Below are 17,639 nucleotides of genomic sequence, written 5' to 3'. Positions count from 1 at the left end.
TTTATATGAATACATTGCTTCCACAACAAGCCATTAATGCCTTTTTCAACGGCACGCATTCCGATCCCTTTTCTGTGCTGGGTATGCACGAAACAGAAAAGGGCATTGAAGTTCGCGTATTATTGCCTGATGCCAATCAGGTTAAGGTGCTGGATAAAGACAATCCAAGCAAGGTTTATCCCTTAGATTGCCTTGATGAACGTGGCTTTTTTGCGGGTATCATTCCAAACACACACAGTTTTTTTGCTTATCAATTAGAAGTCTATTGGGGTAATGAACCACAGATTGTAGAAGATCCGTACCGTTTTCACCCAATGATTCAAGAGCTGGATAATTGGCTATTGGCGGAAGGCTCACATTTACGCCCTTATGAAATTTTAGGTGCGCACTTTATGCAATGCGAGGGCGTATCAGGTGTGAATTTCCGCTTATGGGCACCGAATGCGAAGCGGGTTTCGGTGGTGGGTGATTTCAACTATTGGGACGGTCGCCGCCACCCGATGCGTTTTCATTCCTCAAGTGGTATTTGGGAGCTGTTTATCCCTAAAGTGGCACTGGGTCAATTGTATAAATTTGAATTATTGGATTGTAACGATCAGCTCCGTTTGAAAGCCGACCCTTATGCCTTTAGCTCACAGCTTCGTCCTGATACTGCTTCGCAAATTAGCCCATTGCCGAATGTGGTGGAAATGACGGAAAAACGTCGCAAAGCCAACCAGTTTGATCAGCCGATTTCCATTTATGAAGTGCATTTAGGCTCTTGGCGGCGAAATCTCGCGAACAATTTTTGGTTAGATTACGATGAAATCGCTGATGAGCTGATCCCTTATGTGAAAGAAATGGGTTTCACCCATATTGAATTTTTGCCGTTGTCAGAATTTCCTTTTGACGGCTCTTGGGGTTATCAACCTATCGGGCTTTATTCCCCAACTAGCCGTTTCGGCACGGCGGAGGGCTTTAAACGTTTAATCGAGAAAGCTCACGAGGCGGGAATTAATGTGATTTTAGATTGGGTTCCAGGGCATTTCCCAAGTGATACCCACGGTTTGGCAGCCTTTGACGGCACGGCGTTATATGAATATGCCGATCCGAAAGAGGGCTATCATCAAGATTGGAACACGTTGATTTATAACTACGGTCGTTATGAAGTTAAAAACTTCTTATCTGGCAATGCGTTATATTGGCTAGAACGCTTTGGTTTAGACGGCTTGCGTGTGGACGCGGTGGCATCAATGATTTACCGTGATTACAGCCGTGCTGATGGACAATGGATTCCAAATCAATATGGCGGTCGGGAAAATTTAGAGGCGATCGAATTTTTAAAACACACCAATTATGTATTGGGAACAGAAAATGCGGGGGCGATCACCATTGCGGAAGAATCCACTTCTTTTGCGGGCGTTACGCACCCACCGCAAGATGGCGGGCTAGGTTTCCACTTCAAATGGAATATGGGGTGGATGAACGACACGCTATCCTATATGCAAAAAGATCCCATTTATCGCCAACATCACCACAGCCAAATGACCTTTGGAATGATGTATCAATACAGCGAAAATTTCGTGCTTCCTCTTTCGCACGATGAAGTGGTACACGGCAAAGGCTCGCTTATCGGCAAAATGCCCGGTGATGCGTGGCAAAAATTTGCCAACCTACGGGCATATTATGGCTATATGTGGGGCTATCCAGGGAAAAAATTGCTCTTTATGGGTAATGAATTTGCTCAGGGGCGAGAATGGAACTATCAAGAAAGCCTTGATTGGTTCTTGCTCGATGAAAATATCGGCGGAGGCTGGCATAAAGGCGTGCAAAAATTTGTGCAAGATTTGAACCGCACTTATCAAACGCACCCCGCTTTATATGAGTTGGATTATGACCCTGCAGGCTTTAATTGGCTTGTGGTGGACGACTATCAAAATTCCGTGTTCGTGTTTGAGCGTTGCAGCCGCGATGATGAGCGCATTATTGTAATCAGTAACTTTACGCCAGTGCCACGTTATGATTATCGCTTTGGCGTGAATGAAGCAGGGGAGTATGAAGAAATTCTTAATTCTGATTCGGCATTTTATCAAGGCTCAAATTTAGGTAATCAAGGCGTGGTGGTGAGTGAATCCATCGCGAGCCACGATAAAGCCCAATCCATTTCCATCACCATCCCGCCACTGGCAACCTTGTATTTGAAATGGAAGAAACCTGCAAAAGCGGAAAAAACGCACAAGCCTCAAAGCACAAAAGACAAAGGGGTTAAAGTTGCCAAAGGGCAAAGAACAAATAAAAGAAAATAGGCAAGATAAGCAATGATCAACACGGCAATCGGCAAACCTTACCCCTTAGGAAGTACCTTTAGTCGCCCGCAGACGGGAAGTCATCAAGGCGAGGCGGGGTGGAACTTCGCGATTTTTTCTGCCTGTGCGGAAAATGTCAGATTATGCTTATTTTTTGATGGGCAAGAGTTGCCTTTAGAAATGTATCAAACGGGGGATATTTGGCATTTGTGGGTAGGGGATTTGCCTTATGGCACAGAATACGGCTTTCGGCTTGAGGGCAAAGCGGGGACGTTGTGCAACCCGCAAAAATTAATGCTCGATCCTTATGCCAAAGCGGTGATCGGTAAGCCAGATTTAAGCAGTACGGAAAAGTGTGAATGGTTTTTGTTAAGCGATCGTCGAGATAACGCCAGCCTCGCCCCGAAAGCGGTGTTAGTTGATGAACACTTTGATTGGCAAGGGGATAAACCACTTGCTACCCCTTGGGCGGAAACCTTGATTTATGAATTGCACATCAAAGGTTTCACCCAGCTTCGCCAAGATTTACCCGAAGCCATTCGTGGCACTTATGCGGGTTTAGCGCACCCCACAATGATTGCCTATTTAAAAGAACTCGGCATAAGTGCGGTGGAAATTTTGCCAATAAATTATCACCTTGATGAACCCCATTTACAGGAAAAAGGCTTAGCTAATTATTGGGGATATAGCCCTTTAGCGATGTTTGCGGTGGAGTCGGAATATTGGTCGGGGCAAGCTGGTACAACGCCATTAAGCGAATTTAAAACAATGGTTCGCGCACTTCACCAAGCGGGCATTGAAGTGATTTTAGATGTGGTATTCAACCACAGTATGGAATCAGAAAAACATTTTCCAACCTTTAGCCAGCGTGGAATTGATGATCGGACTTACTATTGGCAAAACGAGCAGGGTGAATATCTAAACGCCACAGGCTGCGGCAATACCTTAAATTTAGCCAATGATATTACTCGCCGCTGGGTGTTGGATTGCTTAATTTATTGGGTGGAAGAATGTCATATTGACGGTTTCCGTTTTGATCTCGCCACAGTGCTAGGCAGAGAAACCCCAGCTTTTAACCCACAAGCACAGCTGTTTGCAGAAATTGCACAAGAGCCACGTTTACAGCACTGTAAATTTATTGCAGAACCTTGGGACATTGGCGAGGGGGGCTATCAAGTGGGCAATTTCCCGCCTTATTTTGCCGAATGGAACGATCGCTTTCGTGATGATCTGTGTCGTTTTTGGTTATGGAAAAGTGGGGAGCTGGGTGGTTTTGCTCAACGCTTTGCAGGTTCAAGTGAAATTTATCAACACAGCGGGCGAAAACCCCATCATTCGATTAATTTTATCACCGCTCACGATGGCTTTACCCTGTGCGATCTCACCAGCTATAACCAAAAGCATAATCTCGCGAATGGGGAAGATAATCGTGATGGTCGCAATGAAAATTACAGTTATAACCACGGTATAGAGGGCGTGGAAAATATTCCCGATGACGTGAAATATCAACGCTTTTTAACTTGTTGCGGTTTGCTTGGCAGTTTGTTGCTTGCCAACGGTACGCCAATGCTGTTAGCGGGCGATGAATTTGGACATAGCCAACAAGGCAACAATAACGCCTATTGCCAAGATAATGAAATCACTTGGCTAAATTGGCAAAAATTTCAACCGCACTTATTTGAAGCTACAAAACAGTTCATTGCCTTGAGAAAAGCGATACCGAGTTTACAACGCGATGAATGGTGGAGTGAAAAAAATGTGCAATGGCGAAATGTGCAAGGGGAAATAATGACAGTGGCGGATTGGCATAATCCGCACAGCAAAGCAATGCAAATCCAGTTAGATGAAGACTGGTTACTTTTAATCAATGCAAAAGCAGAATTACAAACATTCTTGTTGCCTGAAGGGAAATGGGAAGTTGTATATTGTGGTGCGTCAGTACAAATGCAAGGAAATCGATGGGCTGTAAATGATCTCGCATTCGTATGTTGCACGAAAAAAAGGAAATGACTATTGAGCAATCAATAAATTAATGCGAGGAAAATGCAATGAGCAACAGTATTTCAAAATCACCCAATAAATATGATCTTGTGAAAGATACCTTGGTGTTAATTCTTGCGGGTGGACGTGGTTCAAGACTTTATGAGCTAACAGATAAACGCGCAAAACCGGCACTTTATTTTGGCGGCAACAGACGAATTATTGATTTTGCGTTATCCAACTGTATTAACTCAGGGCTAAACCATATTGGTGTGGTTACCCAATATGCAGCACATTCATTATTACGCCATTTACAAAAAGGCTGGTCGTTCTTGCCACAAGAGCGTGGTGAGTTCATTGATATGCTCCCAGCGCGTCAGCAAATTGATGATTCCACTTGGTATCGTGGCACGGCGGACGCAGTGTATCAAAATATGGCGATTATTCGCGATCATTACTGCCCGAAATACATTCTGATTTTGGCAGGCGATCACATCTACAAACAAGATTACAGCCAAATGTTGCTCGATCACGTTTCTAGCAATGCAAAATGTACGGTGGGCTGTATTGAAGTAGAGCGAGAAAAAGCCTGCGAATTTGGTGTAATGGCAGTGGACGAAAATCTTAAAGTAAAAGCCTTTGTGGAAAAACCGAAAGATCCCCCAGCAATGGCAGGCAAACCTAACGTATCCTTAGCTTCGATGGGAATTTATGTATTTAACGCCGATTATCTTTACGATATTTTAGAGCGTGAAGTGAACACCCCTTACACCTCCCACGATTTTGGTAAAGACATCTTACCGAAATGCCTTGAAGAAGGCACATTGTACGCCCACCCATTTAGCCGTTCTTGTATGGGACGTAACACCGATGGCGAAATTTACTGGCGTGATGTGGGAACATTGGATAGTTTTTGGCAATCCAACATCGATTTAGTCTCCGAAAATCCGCAGTTGGATATTTACGATCAACGCTGGCCGATTCGCGGTAACCCAACGCAAACTTATCCATCAAAATTCTTTTATAGTAAATCGGACATTAAGCCCGTCGATAACTGCTTGATTTCGGGCGGTTGTGTGATCACCGATGCGTCAATTAGCTATTCGGTGCTGTTTGATCGCGTTACGGTGCAAGAGGGATCGCTCGTCGATCATAGTGTGGTGTTGCCACAAGTTACTATTGGCAAAAATTGCATACTCAAACGTTGCATTGTGGATCGTCATTCGGTGATTCCTGACGGAATGCAAATTGGTGTTGATTTAGAACTTGATAGCAAACGCTTTAGAGTAAGTAGCGGTGGGGTAGTGTTAGTTACTGCATCAATGTTAAAGAAGTTAAATGGTGAAACAGTTGCGTTTGAAGCGCATTTAGATTAATACGACGTAAAGAGAAGTGCGGTGAAATTTTGCGAAATTTTCACCGTATTTCTCTGTTTTAAGGATAAAAAAATAATGAGAGTTTTACACGTTTGTTCAGAACTTTATCCCTTACTGAAAACAGGCGGATTAGCAGATGTAATGGGGGCATTACCTTTCGCACAACAGCAAATTGGCATTGACAGCCGTGTTGTATTACCAGCCTATCCTGCTATTGTAGCAGGTATTCCTCACACCGTTGTGGTGGCGGAATTTGATAATTTCGCAGGGCATATTGTGCTGCGTTATGGAGAATACAACGGGCTGGGCGTTTATTTGATTGACGCACCGCACTTGTATGCCAGAGAGGGCAACCCTTATCACGATCAATGGTACAACGATTATGCCGATAACTATAAACGCTTCGCCTTGCTCGGCTGGGTGGGAGCTGAGTTAGCGGTGGGCTTAGATGCGTGGTGGCAAGCGGAAGTGGTACACGCCCACGATTGGCACGCAGGCTTAGCCAGTGCCTACTTGGCGGCGAAAGGCCGCCCCGCAAAATCGGTGTTTACCATTCACAATCTCGCTTATCAAGGGGTATTTTCTTATCATCATTTATTTGAGTTAGGGCTACCTTGGGAAATGTTCAATATTAATGGCTTAGAGCTACACGGACAAATTTCCTATTTAAAATCAGGACTTTATTATTCAGATGTGGTAACCGCCGTTAGCCCAACCTACGCCCAAGAAATTACCACGCCAGAATTTGGTTACGGCTTGCAAGGCTTATTAAGTGCTTTACGCCACGAGGGGCGTTTAGTCGGCATTCTCAACGGCGTTGATGAATACATTTGGAATCCAAATAGTGATCCTTATATTGAAGATCATTACAAATTAAAAGCAATGACAGGCAAGCGGAAGAACAAAGAAAAATTGCAGGCTTATTTCAACTTACCACAAAATCCGGAGGCATTATTATTTGTGATGGTTACCCGCCTCACGGAACAAAAAGGCGTGGATTTATTGCTACAAAGTGCCGAAACTTTGGTACAACAAGGCGGTCAGCTTGTGGTGTTAGGCTCGGGAGCAGCCCATTTAGAAGAGGGGTTACGCCAACTTGCCGCCTATTATCCTGAAAATATCGCGGTGAAAATTGGCTATGATGAAGCCTTATCCCATCTCATTATCGCAGGGGGCGATGTGATTTTCGTGCCAAGTCGCTTTGAACCTTGTGGTTTAACCCAGCTTTATGGCTTGAAATACGGCACATTACCGCTCGTGCGTGCTACAGGCGGATTGGCAGATACGGTGGTGGACAGCCATTCAGAAAACATCAAAGCCCGCCGAGCCACGGGGTTCGTTTTTAATGATGCCAATGTAGAGGGGCTTTGTTGGGCGATCAATAACGCATTCGCCTTATGGCAAAAACAGCGTTTATGGCAAGGCGTAAGAGCGGTGGCAATGGAGCAAGATTTTAGCTGGCAAATTGCCGCGAAGCATTACCAAACCTTGTATCAACGCTTGTTGGGTGTGTGATTAAAACGCTCAACATAGGCGAGGCAAATAATACGGCAAGGTTCAACTTAGAAATGGATAATGCCGTATTATTTTGACCTCAACGGGCGTAAGGTTATCGAAACCAAAGTGCGGTCATAAAAACGCACATTTTTTAGTGAATTTTTGTTGTATTTTTATGCAAAAGGCGTAAAAATACGCCGATTTTAAATTGAAATAGATTAGGAGAGCCATCTATGACAATGGATAATACCGATTTTCCATTTTCTTATAACCAACCTGAGCAAACCACAGAATCGCTGAAAAAGGCGATTGTGTATAAATTGATTTTCTTAATTGGACGTTCCCCGCAAGAGGCAAGCCAGCGTGATTGGCTAAATGCCACCCTTTATGCCGTGCGTGATCTGGTTACCGAAGGCTGGATTTCCACCGCGAAAGAAGCCCGCAGTGAAGATACTCGTCGCGTTTATTATTTATCAATGGAATATTTAATAGGACGAACCTTGTCCAACGCATTAATCGCAGAGGGCGTTTACAGCCTTGCTAAAGACGCGTTGGCAGAGCTTGATGTGGATTTAGAAGAAATCATCGAAAAAGAGGTCGATCCCGGTTTAGGAAATGGGGGCTTGGGGCGTTTAGCTGCCTGCTTTATGGATTCTATCGCCACCCTTGCGATTCCCGCGATGGGCTATGGTATCCGCTACGAATATGGAATGTTCCAACAAGCCATTGAAGAGGGCAAACAAGTAGAAAAACCTGATGCGTGGTTGGAAAAAGGCGCACCTTGGGAATTTATGCGACCGTCCAAACGCTTTAATATTCAATTTGGTGGACACATTTATTTTGAAGGTAAAAAATGCGTTTGGGATTCAAGCGAAGAAATCACCGCACTTGCTTATGATCAAATGATCCCTGGCTATGACAACGACAGTGCAGCGACCTTACGTTTATGGAGTGCCCACGCGGGGGATTCTTTCAATTTGGCAGAATTTAACCGTGGGGATTATTTCCGTGCCATTGAAACCCGTGCCGCAAGCGAAAATGTTTCTCGTGTGTTATACCCTGATGATTCCACTTGGGCTGGGCGTGAATTGCGATTACGCCAAGAATATTTCTTAGTGTCAGCCTCATTGCAAGACATTATCAAACGCCACAAACGCACCCACGGCACAGTGAAAAATTTAGCCGATAAAGTTGCTATTCACCTCAATGACACTCACCCAGCCCTTGCCATTCCTGAATTAATGTATATTTTGGTGGATAAAGAAGGCTATGATTGGAAAACCGCGTGGGATATGTGCCGCCGTATTTTCTCCTACACTTGCCACACCTTGATGTCTGAGGCCTTGGAAACTTGGCCAGTGGAAATGATGGCGAAAAACCTCCCTCGCCATTTGCAAATTATCTTTGAAATCAATGATTATTTCTTAGAATATGTCCGCACTTATGTTACTACAGACGATGATTTCATTCGCCGTGTTTCTCTGATCGAAGAGGGCGATACGCGTAAAGTGCGTATGGGCTGGCTTTCTGTGGTGGGATCACACAAAGTTAATGGGGTTGCTGCCATTCATTCGGATTTAATGAAAACCTCTACCTTTGCCGACTTTGCCCACATTTACCCAGAACGCTTTACCAATGTAACCAATGGGATTACGCCACGCCGTTGGATTGCGGTGGCAAACCCAGATCTTTCCGCCTTATTTGACCGTTATATCGGCACAGAATGGCGACGTGATTTGAGCTTATTGACGGAACTCAAAGCCCATATCAATGACGCAGAAGTGCAACAAGCCATTCCCGCGATTAAACGTGCGAACAAACAGCGTTTAGCCGACTATGTGAAAAAAGAATTGGGGATTGAATTAAACCCTGATGCCTTATTTGATGTGCAAGTGAAGCGTATCCACGAATACAAACGCCAAATTCTCAACGTCTTGCATATCGTTGCACGTTATAATGAAATGCTAGAGAATCCAGAAAAAGACTGGACACCACGCGTATTCATTCTTGCAGGGAAAGCGGCATCAGCCTATTATGCGGCGAAACAAACCATTAATTTAATCAATGATGTGGCGAAAATCATCAATAACGATGAACGCTTGCAGGGTCGCTTAAAAGTGGTGTTTATCCCGAATTACAGCGTAAGCCTTGCGCAAATTATCATTCCAGCTGCCGATATTTCTGAGCAAATTTCCCTTGCAGGAACGGAAGCCTCAGGCACAAGTAATATGAAGTTCGCTCTTAATGGTGCATTAACCCTTGGCACATTAGACGGGGCAAACGTAGAAATCTTGGAAAACGTGGGCGAAAATAACATTTTCATTTTTGGTCATACCGTTGAGGAAGTGGAAGCGTTACGTCGTAACGGGTACCGCCCTTACGACATTTACCAAAGCAATGAACAGTTACGCCGTGTGATTGACCAAATCACGTCAGGCTTCTTCTCCCCGAATGACCCGCACCGTTATCAAGATTTCCTCAATGGCTTGTGTTATCACGATTATTATCAATCCTTTGCCGACTTCCAAAGCTATGTGGAAGCACAAAAACGGGTTGATGAAAAATACCGTGATCAAAAGGCTTGGACAAACAGTGCGTTACAAAATATAGTCAATATGAGCTTCTTCTCATCAGACAGAACCATTGAAGAATATGCGAAAAAAATCTGGAAAATCCAACCGCTCAAATTAAACTAAGTTTTTGAGCAAACACCTTAACAAAAGTGGGCAAATCGCAAATGCCCACTTTTTTATTATCCTTATCAGTGTAAAATAAGCGAGCATAACGCATTATAGGCAGTATGATTAATGCAGCTTAATCAAGCGATTATCCGCTCTCAAACTGATCTCAAAAGGACATTCTTATGCAAAACATCTTATTTATTGTGCATTCTCCCCCTTATGGCGATGAACATTTTTTCAGCGCTTTACGCCTTGCCTTGCAGTTACAAGAACAACATAAAAGTGCGGTGCAATTACGCTTATTTTTTATGTCTGACGCCGTGGTGGGCGGTTTAGCTCAACAACAGCCAGCGGAGGGCTATCATTTACAACAAATGATCGAAATTCTCACTGCACAAGGGGTAATGGTAAAACTATGCAAAACTTGTGCCAATGCGCGTGGCATTCACAATGCACCACTTGCTGATGGGGTAGAAATTGGCACATTAATTGAGCTTGCAGATTGGACAATGGAAGCAGATAAGGTACTGAATTTTTAATTTATGATGACGACAAAAACGCAAACACTCAATCCAGCCACAATGCCGTTGCAGGGCGTTAGCCTGATCGAAGCGTCCGCGGGAACGGGTAAAACTTACACAATGGCTTCATTGTATATTCGTTTATTGCTACAAGCGGGCGAAAATTGCTTTGACCAGCCGTTGCCCGTGGATAAAATTTTGGTGGTTACCTTTACCGATATGGCAACTCAAGAATTGCGGGAGCGTATTCGAGCAAGGATTTATCAAAGCAAGCAATTATTGCTTCAATATCAAGCCAGTAGTGATCCGCAGGTTTTCATCGCGGGTGGTGATCCCCTATTAGGCGAGCTTGTCAAAACCTTGCCCGATTTGTCGCAAAGTATTCAACGCCTTAACTGGGCGGAGCAAAGTATGGATACCGCCGCCATTTACACGATCCACAGTTTTTGTCGCCGTATGTTAATGCAATATGCCTTTAATTCAGGCGTGCATTTTAATTTGGAATTGGTGAGAGATGAGAGTGAATTACTTGAACGTCTCACCAATGAATTTTGGCGCGAAGCATTTTATCATCAGCCCGTCATCGTGGCGAAATGGGTTTACAAAGCCTTAAAATCACCACAGGAATTACTGAAAACAATTAGGCCTTATTTAGGCAAAGAAGCCTTTGATGTGGCACTTTCTGATCCAAGCCTGCTTGACCTTTCTCTTGATGAATTTCTCCAACAACATTTATTGGCTCGCTATCAGGCGATTGAGGAATTTAAGCAAGAATGGTTGGCGAATGAGCAAAAACTCGCAGAATTTCTAGAAAAGAATAAAGCACAAATTAAAAATTACCGTGCAGATCATATGCTAGGACGCTTTGAGAAAATGCGTGCGTGGGCGGAAGATCCCGATAATTATAGCTTACCGGATATTCTCATTTATTTTACGGAAAAAGATATTGCGGCAAAAATGAAAACGGATTTTGAGCCGTTGCAACATTCTTTATTAAGCCAAGCGGAAAAACTGATTGAACAGTCGGAAGGCATTTCCCTCACGTTGCCCATTGTGCTTTACCATTCCATTCAAACTATTCGACAAAAATTATTTGATTACAAAAATCATCACACGCAAAAAAGCTTTGATGATTTGTTGCGTTTAGTGCGAGAAGGCTTATGTGGCGAGAATGGGCAAGAATTAGCCGCGCTGATTCGCAATCAATATCCCTTTGCAATGATTGATGAGTTTCAGGATACGGATGCCCAACAATACCAAATATTCTCTAAAATTTATATTGAAAATCAAACACCACAATCAGGCTTTATAATGATTGGTGATCCAAAGCAATCCATTTATAAATTCCGTGGCGCAGATATTTTTACTTATTTTAAGGCTTCACAACAAGCCAATCAGCGTTTTACACTGAAAGAAAACTGGCGTTCCACCACCGCATTAATCCAATGTGTCAATGGGATTTTTGATTTTGAACAGCCCGCGCCATTTTTATTTAATGAAATTCAGTTTGAGCCCGTAAAAGCCGGGAAAAATCTACCGCACTTTAACCTTAACGGACAAGATGAGCCAGCCTTAAGTTGCTATTTAGGCGATGCGTATAATCAAGAGCAATTTGCCGAAACCTGTGCCATTTCCATTCAACAATGGTTAAAAAGTGCGGTGCAAAATCACGCAAAATTTGGTGATGAGCCATTGCAAGCCAAAAATATCGCGGTGTTAGTGCGCAGTTGGAAAGAAGCGCTGAGCGTTAAAACTGCCTTGCAAAATTTAGGCATTGCTTCGGTGTATTTGTCGGATAAAAGCAATGTGTTTGACAGCGAAACCGCACAGGAATTGGCGTTAATTTTGCAGGCTTGTTTAAACCCATTGAATGAACGCCACATTCTCAACGCCATTGCCACCCGATTATTTGGCTTAACCAGTGCGGAAATTTATCAAATTAAGCAAGATGAAAATCTGTGGGAACATTGGGTGGAAGCCTTTTTTGCCTATCAAAAAACGTGGCAACAAAAAGGCATTTTGGTGATGTTACACCAATTATTGTTAAATGAAGAAAATTCACTCACCCAACGCTTGCTTGTGCGTAGCCAAGGGGAGCGTATTTTAACCGACTTCTTGCACTTGGCAGAGCTGTTGCAGCAAGCCAGTCGCTTAAACGAAAGCGAAGCCGCTTTATTGCGTTGGTTTGAAAAGCAAATCCAAGGAACAGATCGGCTAGAAGAAAGCATTCGTTTAGAAAGCGAACGAGATTTAGTGAAAATCGTGACGATTCATAAATCAAAAGGATTGGCTTACGATTTGGTGTGGCTGCCCTTTATTGCCTCCCCTGCGAAAGGTGTCAAAGATACCATCACCACCTATTACGCAAAAGATCAAGTGTTGTGGGATATGGAAAATCAGCAGTCGGCGCTGGTTTTGAAAGAAAATTTGGCAGAAGAAATGCGTTTGCTTTATGTGGCGCTCACCCGCGCCAAATACCAAGTAGCGTGTTGTCTGCCGAAATCCTTTGAGAAAAAATGGAATGGCTTGCTTTATGCCCTAAGTGAAGGGACGATTGGCGAAAAGATAACATTATCCGAAGCCTATGACACCCGCTCATTATTGCAAGCCCTACAGCAAAAAGTGGGCGAGCCAAATGTTGCCATTCATCGTGTTGAAGATCTTGAAGCAAGCGCACCTTTAGTTTCCGCTTCTCACAATCAAATCTTTAGTCCTGCCATATTTAACGGCAACATTGAATATCATTGGGGAGTAACCAGCTTCACTGATATGGTGCATAAGCATCAGCGTAATAAATTGAAATTACAGGCAGAAAATGAAAGTGCGGGGCAAATTTCGTCAGTTTTTGATCAAGGTAAGGATTACGATTTCAACGTGCTGCCAACAGCAAATTTAAGCGAAGAAAATACGCCACCACAAGAAAATGAAAATGCTTATCCGCAAGGTTATAGCCCTTTTGATTTGCCAAGTGGCGTGCGCGTGGGGACGATTTTGCACCGTTATTTAGAAAAAAATACCGTACAATCCGCCCTTGATGAGCAAAATCTTGCCAAATTATGCCAGCTGTTACAGCTTGATGAGCAATGGATTTCCACCTTGCAACAATGGTTTAATGCCATTTATCACAGCCCATTATTGGCAGGGGAAAACCTAACCCTTGCTCAAATTCAACAACAAGATTGCTTAAAAGAAATGCAGTTTTATTTGAAACTCAATAAAGCCTTTGACGCCACAGCGTTTAACCGAGCTTTGCAAGATTATCACCCATATTCTTCGCAAAATCTGATTTTTGAGCGCTTGCAAGGAATGTTGCGAGGCTTTATCGATCTCGTGTTTCGTCATCAAGGCAAATATTATGTCTTGGATTACAAGTCAAATTTGCTTGGTCATCAGCTGGAAAATTATCAGCCTGCGCAGTTGCCTGAAGTGATGAAACATGGTTTTTATGACTGGCAATATTTGCTTTATACCTTGGCGTTGCACCGTTATTTACAAAGCCGCGATCCACATTATCAATATGAGCGAGATTTTGGTGGCGTGATTTACACGTTCTTGCGTGGAATGAATGGGCAAGATCAAAACGGTATTTATTTTGATAAGCCAGATTGGCGGCTAATTCAAGCCTTGGAGGAATTGTTTTAATGCTTGGGCTAATGAAAGAACTGAAAGAAAAAGGCGTGTTTAGCGAGGCTGATTACCATTTTGCACGGCTGATCGCCGAAAAACAACAAGGCAAACCCTATTCCTTACATCAGCAAAATTTAGCGATTTTATTGGCTGCGTTGTGCAATTATTCTTATTTGCAAGGGCATAGCTGTTTGTTGCTTGAAGAAAATCTGCTACAGAATTTGTTGCCTTACAGCGAACGGGAATACGCGAACCGTATTAATGAACAAATCGCTTTTCTGCCAGCCAGCCAATGGATTGCAGAATTGCAGGATCATATTGCGTTTACCACTGAGCCGAAAAGCAAGGTTTCACCTTTGGTATTTCAGTTTAACGCCTTGTATTTTTATCGCATTTGGCAAGATGAATATCGTGTGGCGGAATATTTTGCTAATGCCATTAAACGCACTGAACACCATTCAGAAAATCAACGTAAAAAACAAAGTGCGGTGCAAAATTCCGCAATTTTTGACCGCACTTTTGATCCGCAAGCCATCGCTACCATTTTGCAGAAATATTTTCCAGCTTCACCACAGCCAACACAAATTAACTGGCAAGAAATTGCGGTGGCAATGGCGCTGAAACAGCCTTTCACCTTAATCAGTGGTGGGCCGGGAACAGGCAAAACCACCACTGTAACACGCTTGTTACTTGCTTTGCAGGAGTTGTATCAGCAAGGTTTACGCATCAAACTGGTTGCGCCGACTGGCAAAGCCACAGCGCGGTTAAAAGAGAGTATGGACAATTCCTTAGCTCGTCTGCAAGCAGAGCTAGCTTTGCCTGAAACCTTAATTGCAGCCATTCCTACCCAGCCTGAAACCTTGCACCGTTTGCTTGGCGTACGTTTTTATGAAGAAACACTACGCCATAATAAACAAAACCCTTTGCTCATTGATGTGCTGGTGGTGGACGAATCTTCAATGATTGATTTATCCCTAATGGCGAAATTATTACAAGCCCTAAAACCGCAAACTAAATTGATTTTGTTAGGTGATAAAGATCAGCTTGCTTCCGTGGAGGCAGGGGCGATTTTGGCAGAGTTAGGCAAATTTCTTGCGCAGGGATATAGCCCTGATTTTGTGGCTTATTTACAACAAACTACAGGGCAACATTTGCCTGCGATGGAGAAAGGAAATCCAATTCGCGATCACCTTTGCCATTTAACCCAAAGCCATCGTTTTGATGAACATTCCGCCATTGGTCAGCTCGCGAAGTTGATTAATCAAGGCAAAGCCGAAGAAAGCTGGCAGCTGTTGCAAGCAGGGGATTTGGCAAAAAGTGATGTTGTAACAAATGCCCCCTTAACCTTAGTGAATTTTATGCAATTTGCACAAGCGATGGACGTGAATACACTGGCGTATCAGCAATATTGTGCCAATATGGTTGTGAAAAGTGCGGTGCAAAATTACGCTGATTTTTTAACCTTAATTCAGCAAATTACGGCGCAAAATCAGCCGTTAGATTCAGAAAAAATTCAACAAATTTTTACCGCATTTAACAAAGTGCGTTATCTCACCGCATTACGCGTAGGGGAGTTGGGCAGTGAGAAACTCAATCAACTGATTGCGGAAGGCTTACGCGCAAAGGGCTTAGTGCAATTTAATCAAGCGCGTGAGCATTATCTCGGCAAACCTATTATGATTACGCAAAATGACAGCAACGTAGGCTTATATAATGGTGATGTAGGGCTGTATTTATTGACTGTTGATGAGCAAGGCAACGCACGCGGGCATTTTTATTTTGAAAATGGCAAACGCGAATTAGCTAGCCGCATTCCAAGCCACGAACCCGCTTTTGTGATGACCGTACATAAATCGCAAGGTTCTGAATTTGATCACGCTTTTATGGTGTTGCCCACTGAACCCAACCCGATTTTATCCCGCGAGTTGGTTTACACCGGCATTACTCGCGCCAAAAACCAAGCCACCGTGTTTAGCACGGAGCAAAGCTGGAAAAGCTCGGTAAGAAAACCAACCAAACGACAAAGTGGATTGGCGTTGTTGTTGCAAGAAATTGTTGAATGAATTAAGAATAAGGTTATCTAACAAGGACAAAAAGAGCGGTGAAAAAATCAGAAATTTTTCACCGCTCTTTGTTTTTATTTCAATTTAATAAAATTTAGAAATTCGCATTTCTTGGTGCGCGTGGGAATGGGATCACATCGCGGATATTTTGCACGCCGGTTACATAAACAATTAGACGTTCAAAACCTAAACCGAAGCCTGAATGTGGCACTGTGCCGTAACGGCGGAGATCGCGATACCACCAGTAATCTTCTGGGTTTAAGCCCATTTCAAGCATACGTTTATCTAGCACATCTAGGCGTTCTTCACGTTGTGAGCCACCAATGATTTCGCCAATTCCAGGAGCGAGAACGTCCATTGCTGCAACGGTTTTGCCATCGTCATTTAAACGCATATAGAAGGCTTTGATGTCTTTCGGATAATTTTTCACCACCACTGGCGATTTGAAATATTCTTCCGCTAAATAGCGTTCGTGTTCTGAGGACAAATCAATGCCCCAAGACACTGGGAATTCAAATTTTTTGCCTGATTTCAGTAAAATTTCAATGGCATCTGTGTAATCAATTTGTGCAAAATCAGAATTAATGAAGTTTTCTAAACGGCTGATAACGTCTTTATCAACGTGTTTTTCAAAGAATTTTAAGTCATCTTTACGTTCATCTAATACCGCACGGAACACATATTTAAGCATATCTTCCGCAAGTTTTGCGTTATCGTTTAAATCAGCAAACGCCATTTCAGGCTCAACCATCCAGAATTCTGCCAAGTGGCGAGTGGTGTTAGAATTTTCCGCACGGAATGTTGGGCCAAAGGTGTAGATTTTACTTAACGCACAAGCGTAAGTTTCGCCGTTTAATTGACCAGATACAGTTAAGAACGCTTCTTTACCGAAAAAATCTTGCGAAAAATCCACCGCACCTTGTTCTGTGCGTGGCAGATTTTCTAAATCAAGGGTTGAAACACGGAACATTTCGCCTGCGCCTTCGGTATCAGATGCAGTGATAAGTGGCGTTGCCACCCAGTAAAAACCCTGTTCGTGGAAGAAACGGTGAATAGCTTGCGCTAAACAATGACGAACACGCGCCACGGCACCAATAATATTTGTGCGTGGACGTAAATGCGCTACTTCACGCAAGTATTCGATACTGTGGCGTTTGGCGGCCATAGGGTAGGTATCAGGATCTTCCACCCAGCCTGTTACTTCCACGTTTTCCGCCTGTAATTCCACCGCTTGCCCTTGTGCTGGGGATTCCACCACTGTTCCTGTTACAATCACCGAACAGCCTGTGGTGAGGCGTAGGATTTCATTTTGATAATTGGCAATGTCGCTATTGACGATCACTTGGATAGGATCGAAGCAAGAGCCGTCATACACCGCAAGGAAAGAAAGCCCTGCTTTAGAATCGCGGCGAGTACGCACCCAGCCACGCACGGTAACTTGATCACCGATTTGAATTTTGCCTTGTAATACATCTACGATAGGGGCAATTTGTGTCATATAAACCTCAATCAAAAAAATTAGCGTAAAAACGTGCCTAGTTTACCGCAAGTCAGAAAATTTGCCAAAATGAATTGTGCGATTGTTTTTGTGAAGTCGCCCACAAAATTG

General features: G+C 43.4%; 9 protein-coding genes. 8 read left to right on the top strand and 1 reads right to left on the bottom strand.

The genetic code is table 11. From position 1 onward, the window contains the following. Positions 1-5: 5 nt before the first annotated feature. The 8 genes from glgB (at position 6) to recD (ending at position 16,030) form a co-directional block, all read left to right on the top strand. Positions 6-2,285, top strand: a complete 2,280-nt coding sequence (gene glgB / locus ACNAV8_RS02655) for a 1,4-alpha-glucan branching protein GlgB (protein ID WP_103855923.1) — start codon at positions 6-8, stop codon at positions 2,283-2,285. Between the two features lie 12 nt (positions 2,286-2,297). Beyond that, positions 2,298-4,295, top strand: a complete 1,998-nt coding sequence (gene glgX, locus ACNAV8_RS02650; protein WP_415777160.1) for a glycogen debranching protein GlgX — start codon at positions 2,298-2,300, stop codon at positions 4,293-4,295. A 38-nt stretch (positions 4,296-4,333) separates the two neighbouring features. Then, positions 4,334-5,641, top strand: coding sequence for a glucose-1-phosphate adenylyltransferase (gene glgC / locus ACNAV8_RS02645; RefSeq protein ID WP_103855921.1), 1,308 nt, complete (start codon positions 4,334-4,336; stop codon positions 5,639-5,641). A gap of 75 nt (positions 5,642-5,716) precedes the next feature. Further along, positions 5,717-7,156: a glycogen synthase GlgA gene (gene glgA / locus ACNAV8_RS02640; RefSeq protein ID WP_103855138.1), complete on the top strand. Its 1,440-nt coding sequence runs from the start codon at positions 5,717-5,719 to the stop codon at positions 7,154-7,156. Positions 7,157-7,371: 215 nt separating this feature from the next. Beyond that, on the top strand, positions 7,372-9,834 hold the full coding sequence (locus ACNAV8_RS02635; protein WP_103855137.1) for a glycogen/starch/alpha-glucan phosphorylase: 2,463 nt from the start codon (positions 7,372-7,374) through the stop codon (positions 9,832-9,834). A gap of 167 nt (positions 9,835-10,001) precedes the next feature. Further along, the gene (locus ACNAV8_RS02630) at positions 10,002-10,358 is read left to right on the top strand and encodes a DsrE/DsrF/TusD sulfur relay family protein (protein WP_415777159.1); all 357 of its coding nucleotides are present in this window, start codon (positions 10,002-10,004) and stop codon (positions 10,356-10,358) included. A gap of 6 nt (positions 10,359-10,364) precedes the next feature. Beyond that, positions 10,365-13,982, top strand: coding sequence for an exodeoxyribonuclease V subunit beta (recB, locus tag ACNAV8_RS02625; protein ID WP_415777184.1), 3,618 nt, complete (start codon positions 10,365-10,367; stop codon positions 13,980-13,982). After that, positions 13,982-16,030, top strand: a complete 2,049-nt coding sequence (recD, locus tag ACNAV8_RS02620; protein WP_415777158.1) for an exodeoxyribonuclease V subunit alpha — start codon at positions 13,982-13,984, stop codon at positions 16,028-16,030. Before recB ends, recD begins: the two co-directional genes overlap by 1 nt. A 94-nt stretch (positions 16,031-16,124) precedes the next feature. Here recD and asnS read toward each other — a convergent pair whose 3' ends face one another. Then, complete coding sequence (gene asnS / locus ACNAV8_RS02615; protein WP_103855880.1) at positions 16,125-17,528, bottom strand: asparagine--tRNA ligase; 1,404 nt, start codon at positions 17,526-17,528, stop codon at positions 16,125-16,127. Between the last annotated feature and the right edge of the window lie 111 nt (positions 17,529-17,639).

Source organism: Avibacterium endocarditidis (assembly GCF_965138825.1).
Lineage (GTDB): Bacteria > Pseudomonadota > Gammaproteobacteria > Enterobacterales > Pasteurellaceae > Avibacterium > Avibacterium endocarditidis.
Note: the sequence above shows the minus strand (reverse complement) of the source record. Positions and strands in the feature narration are given on the sequence as shown.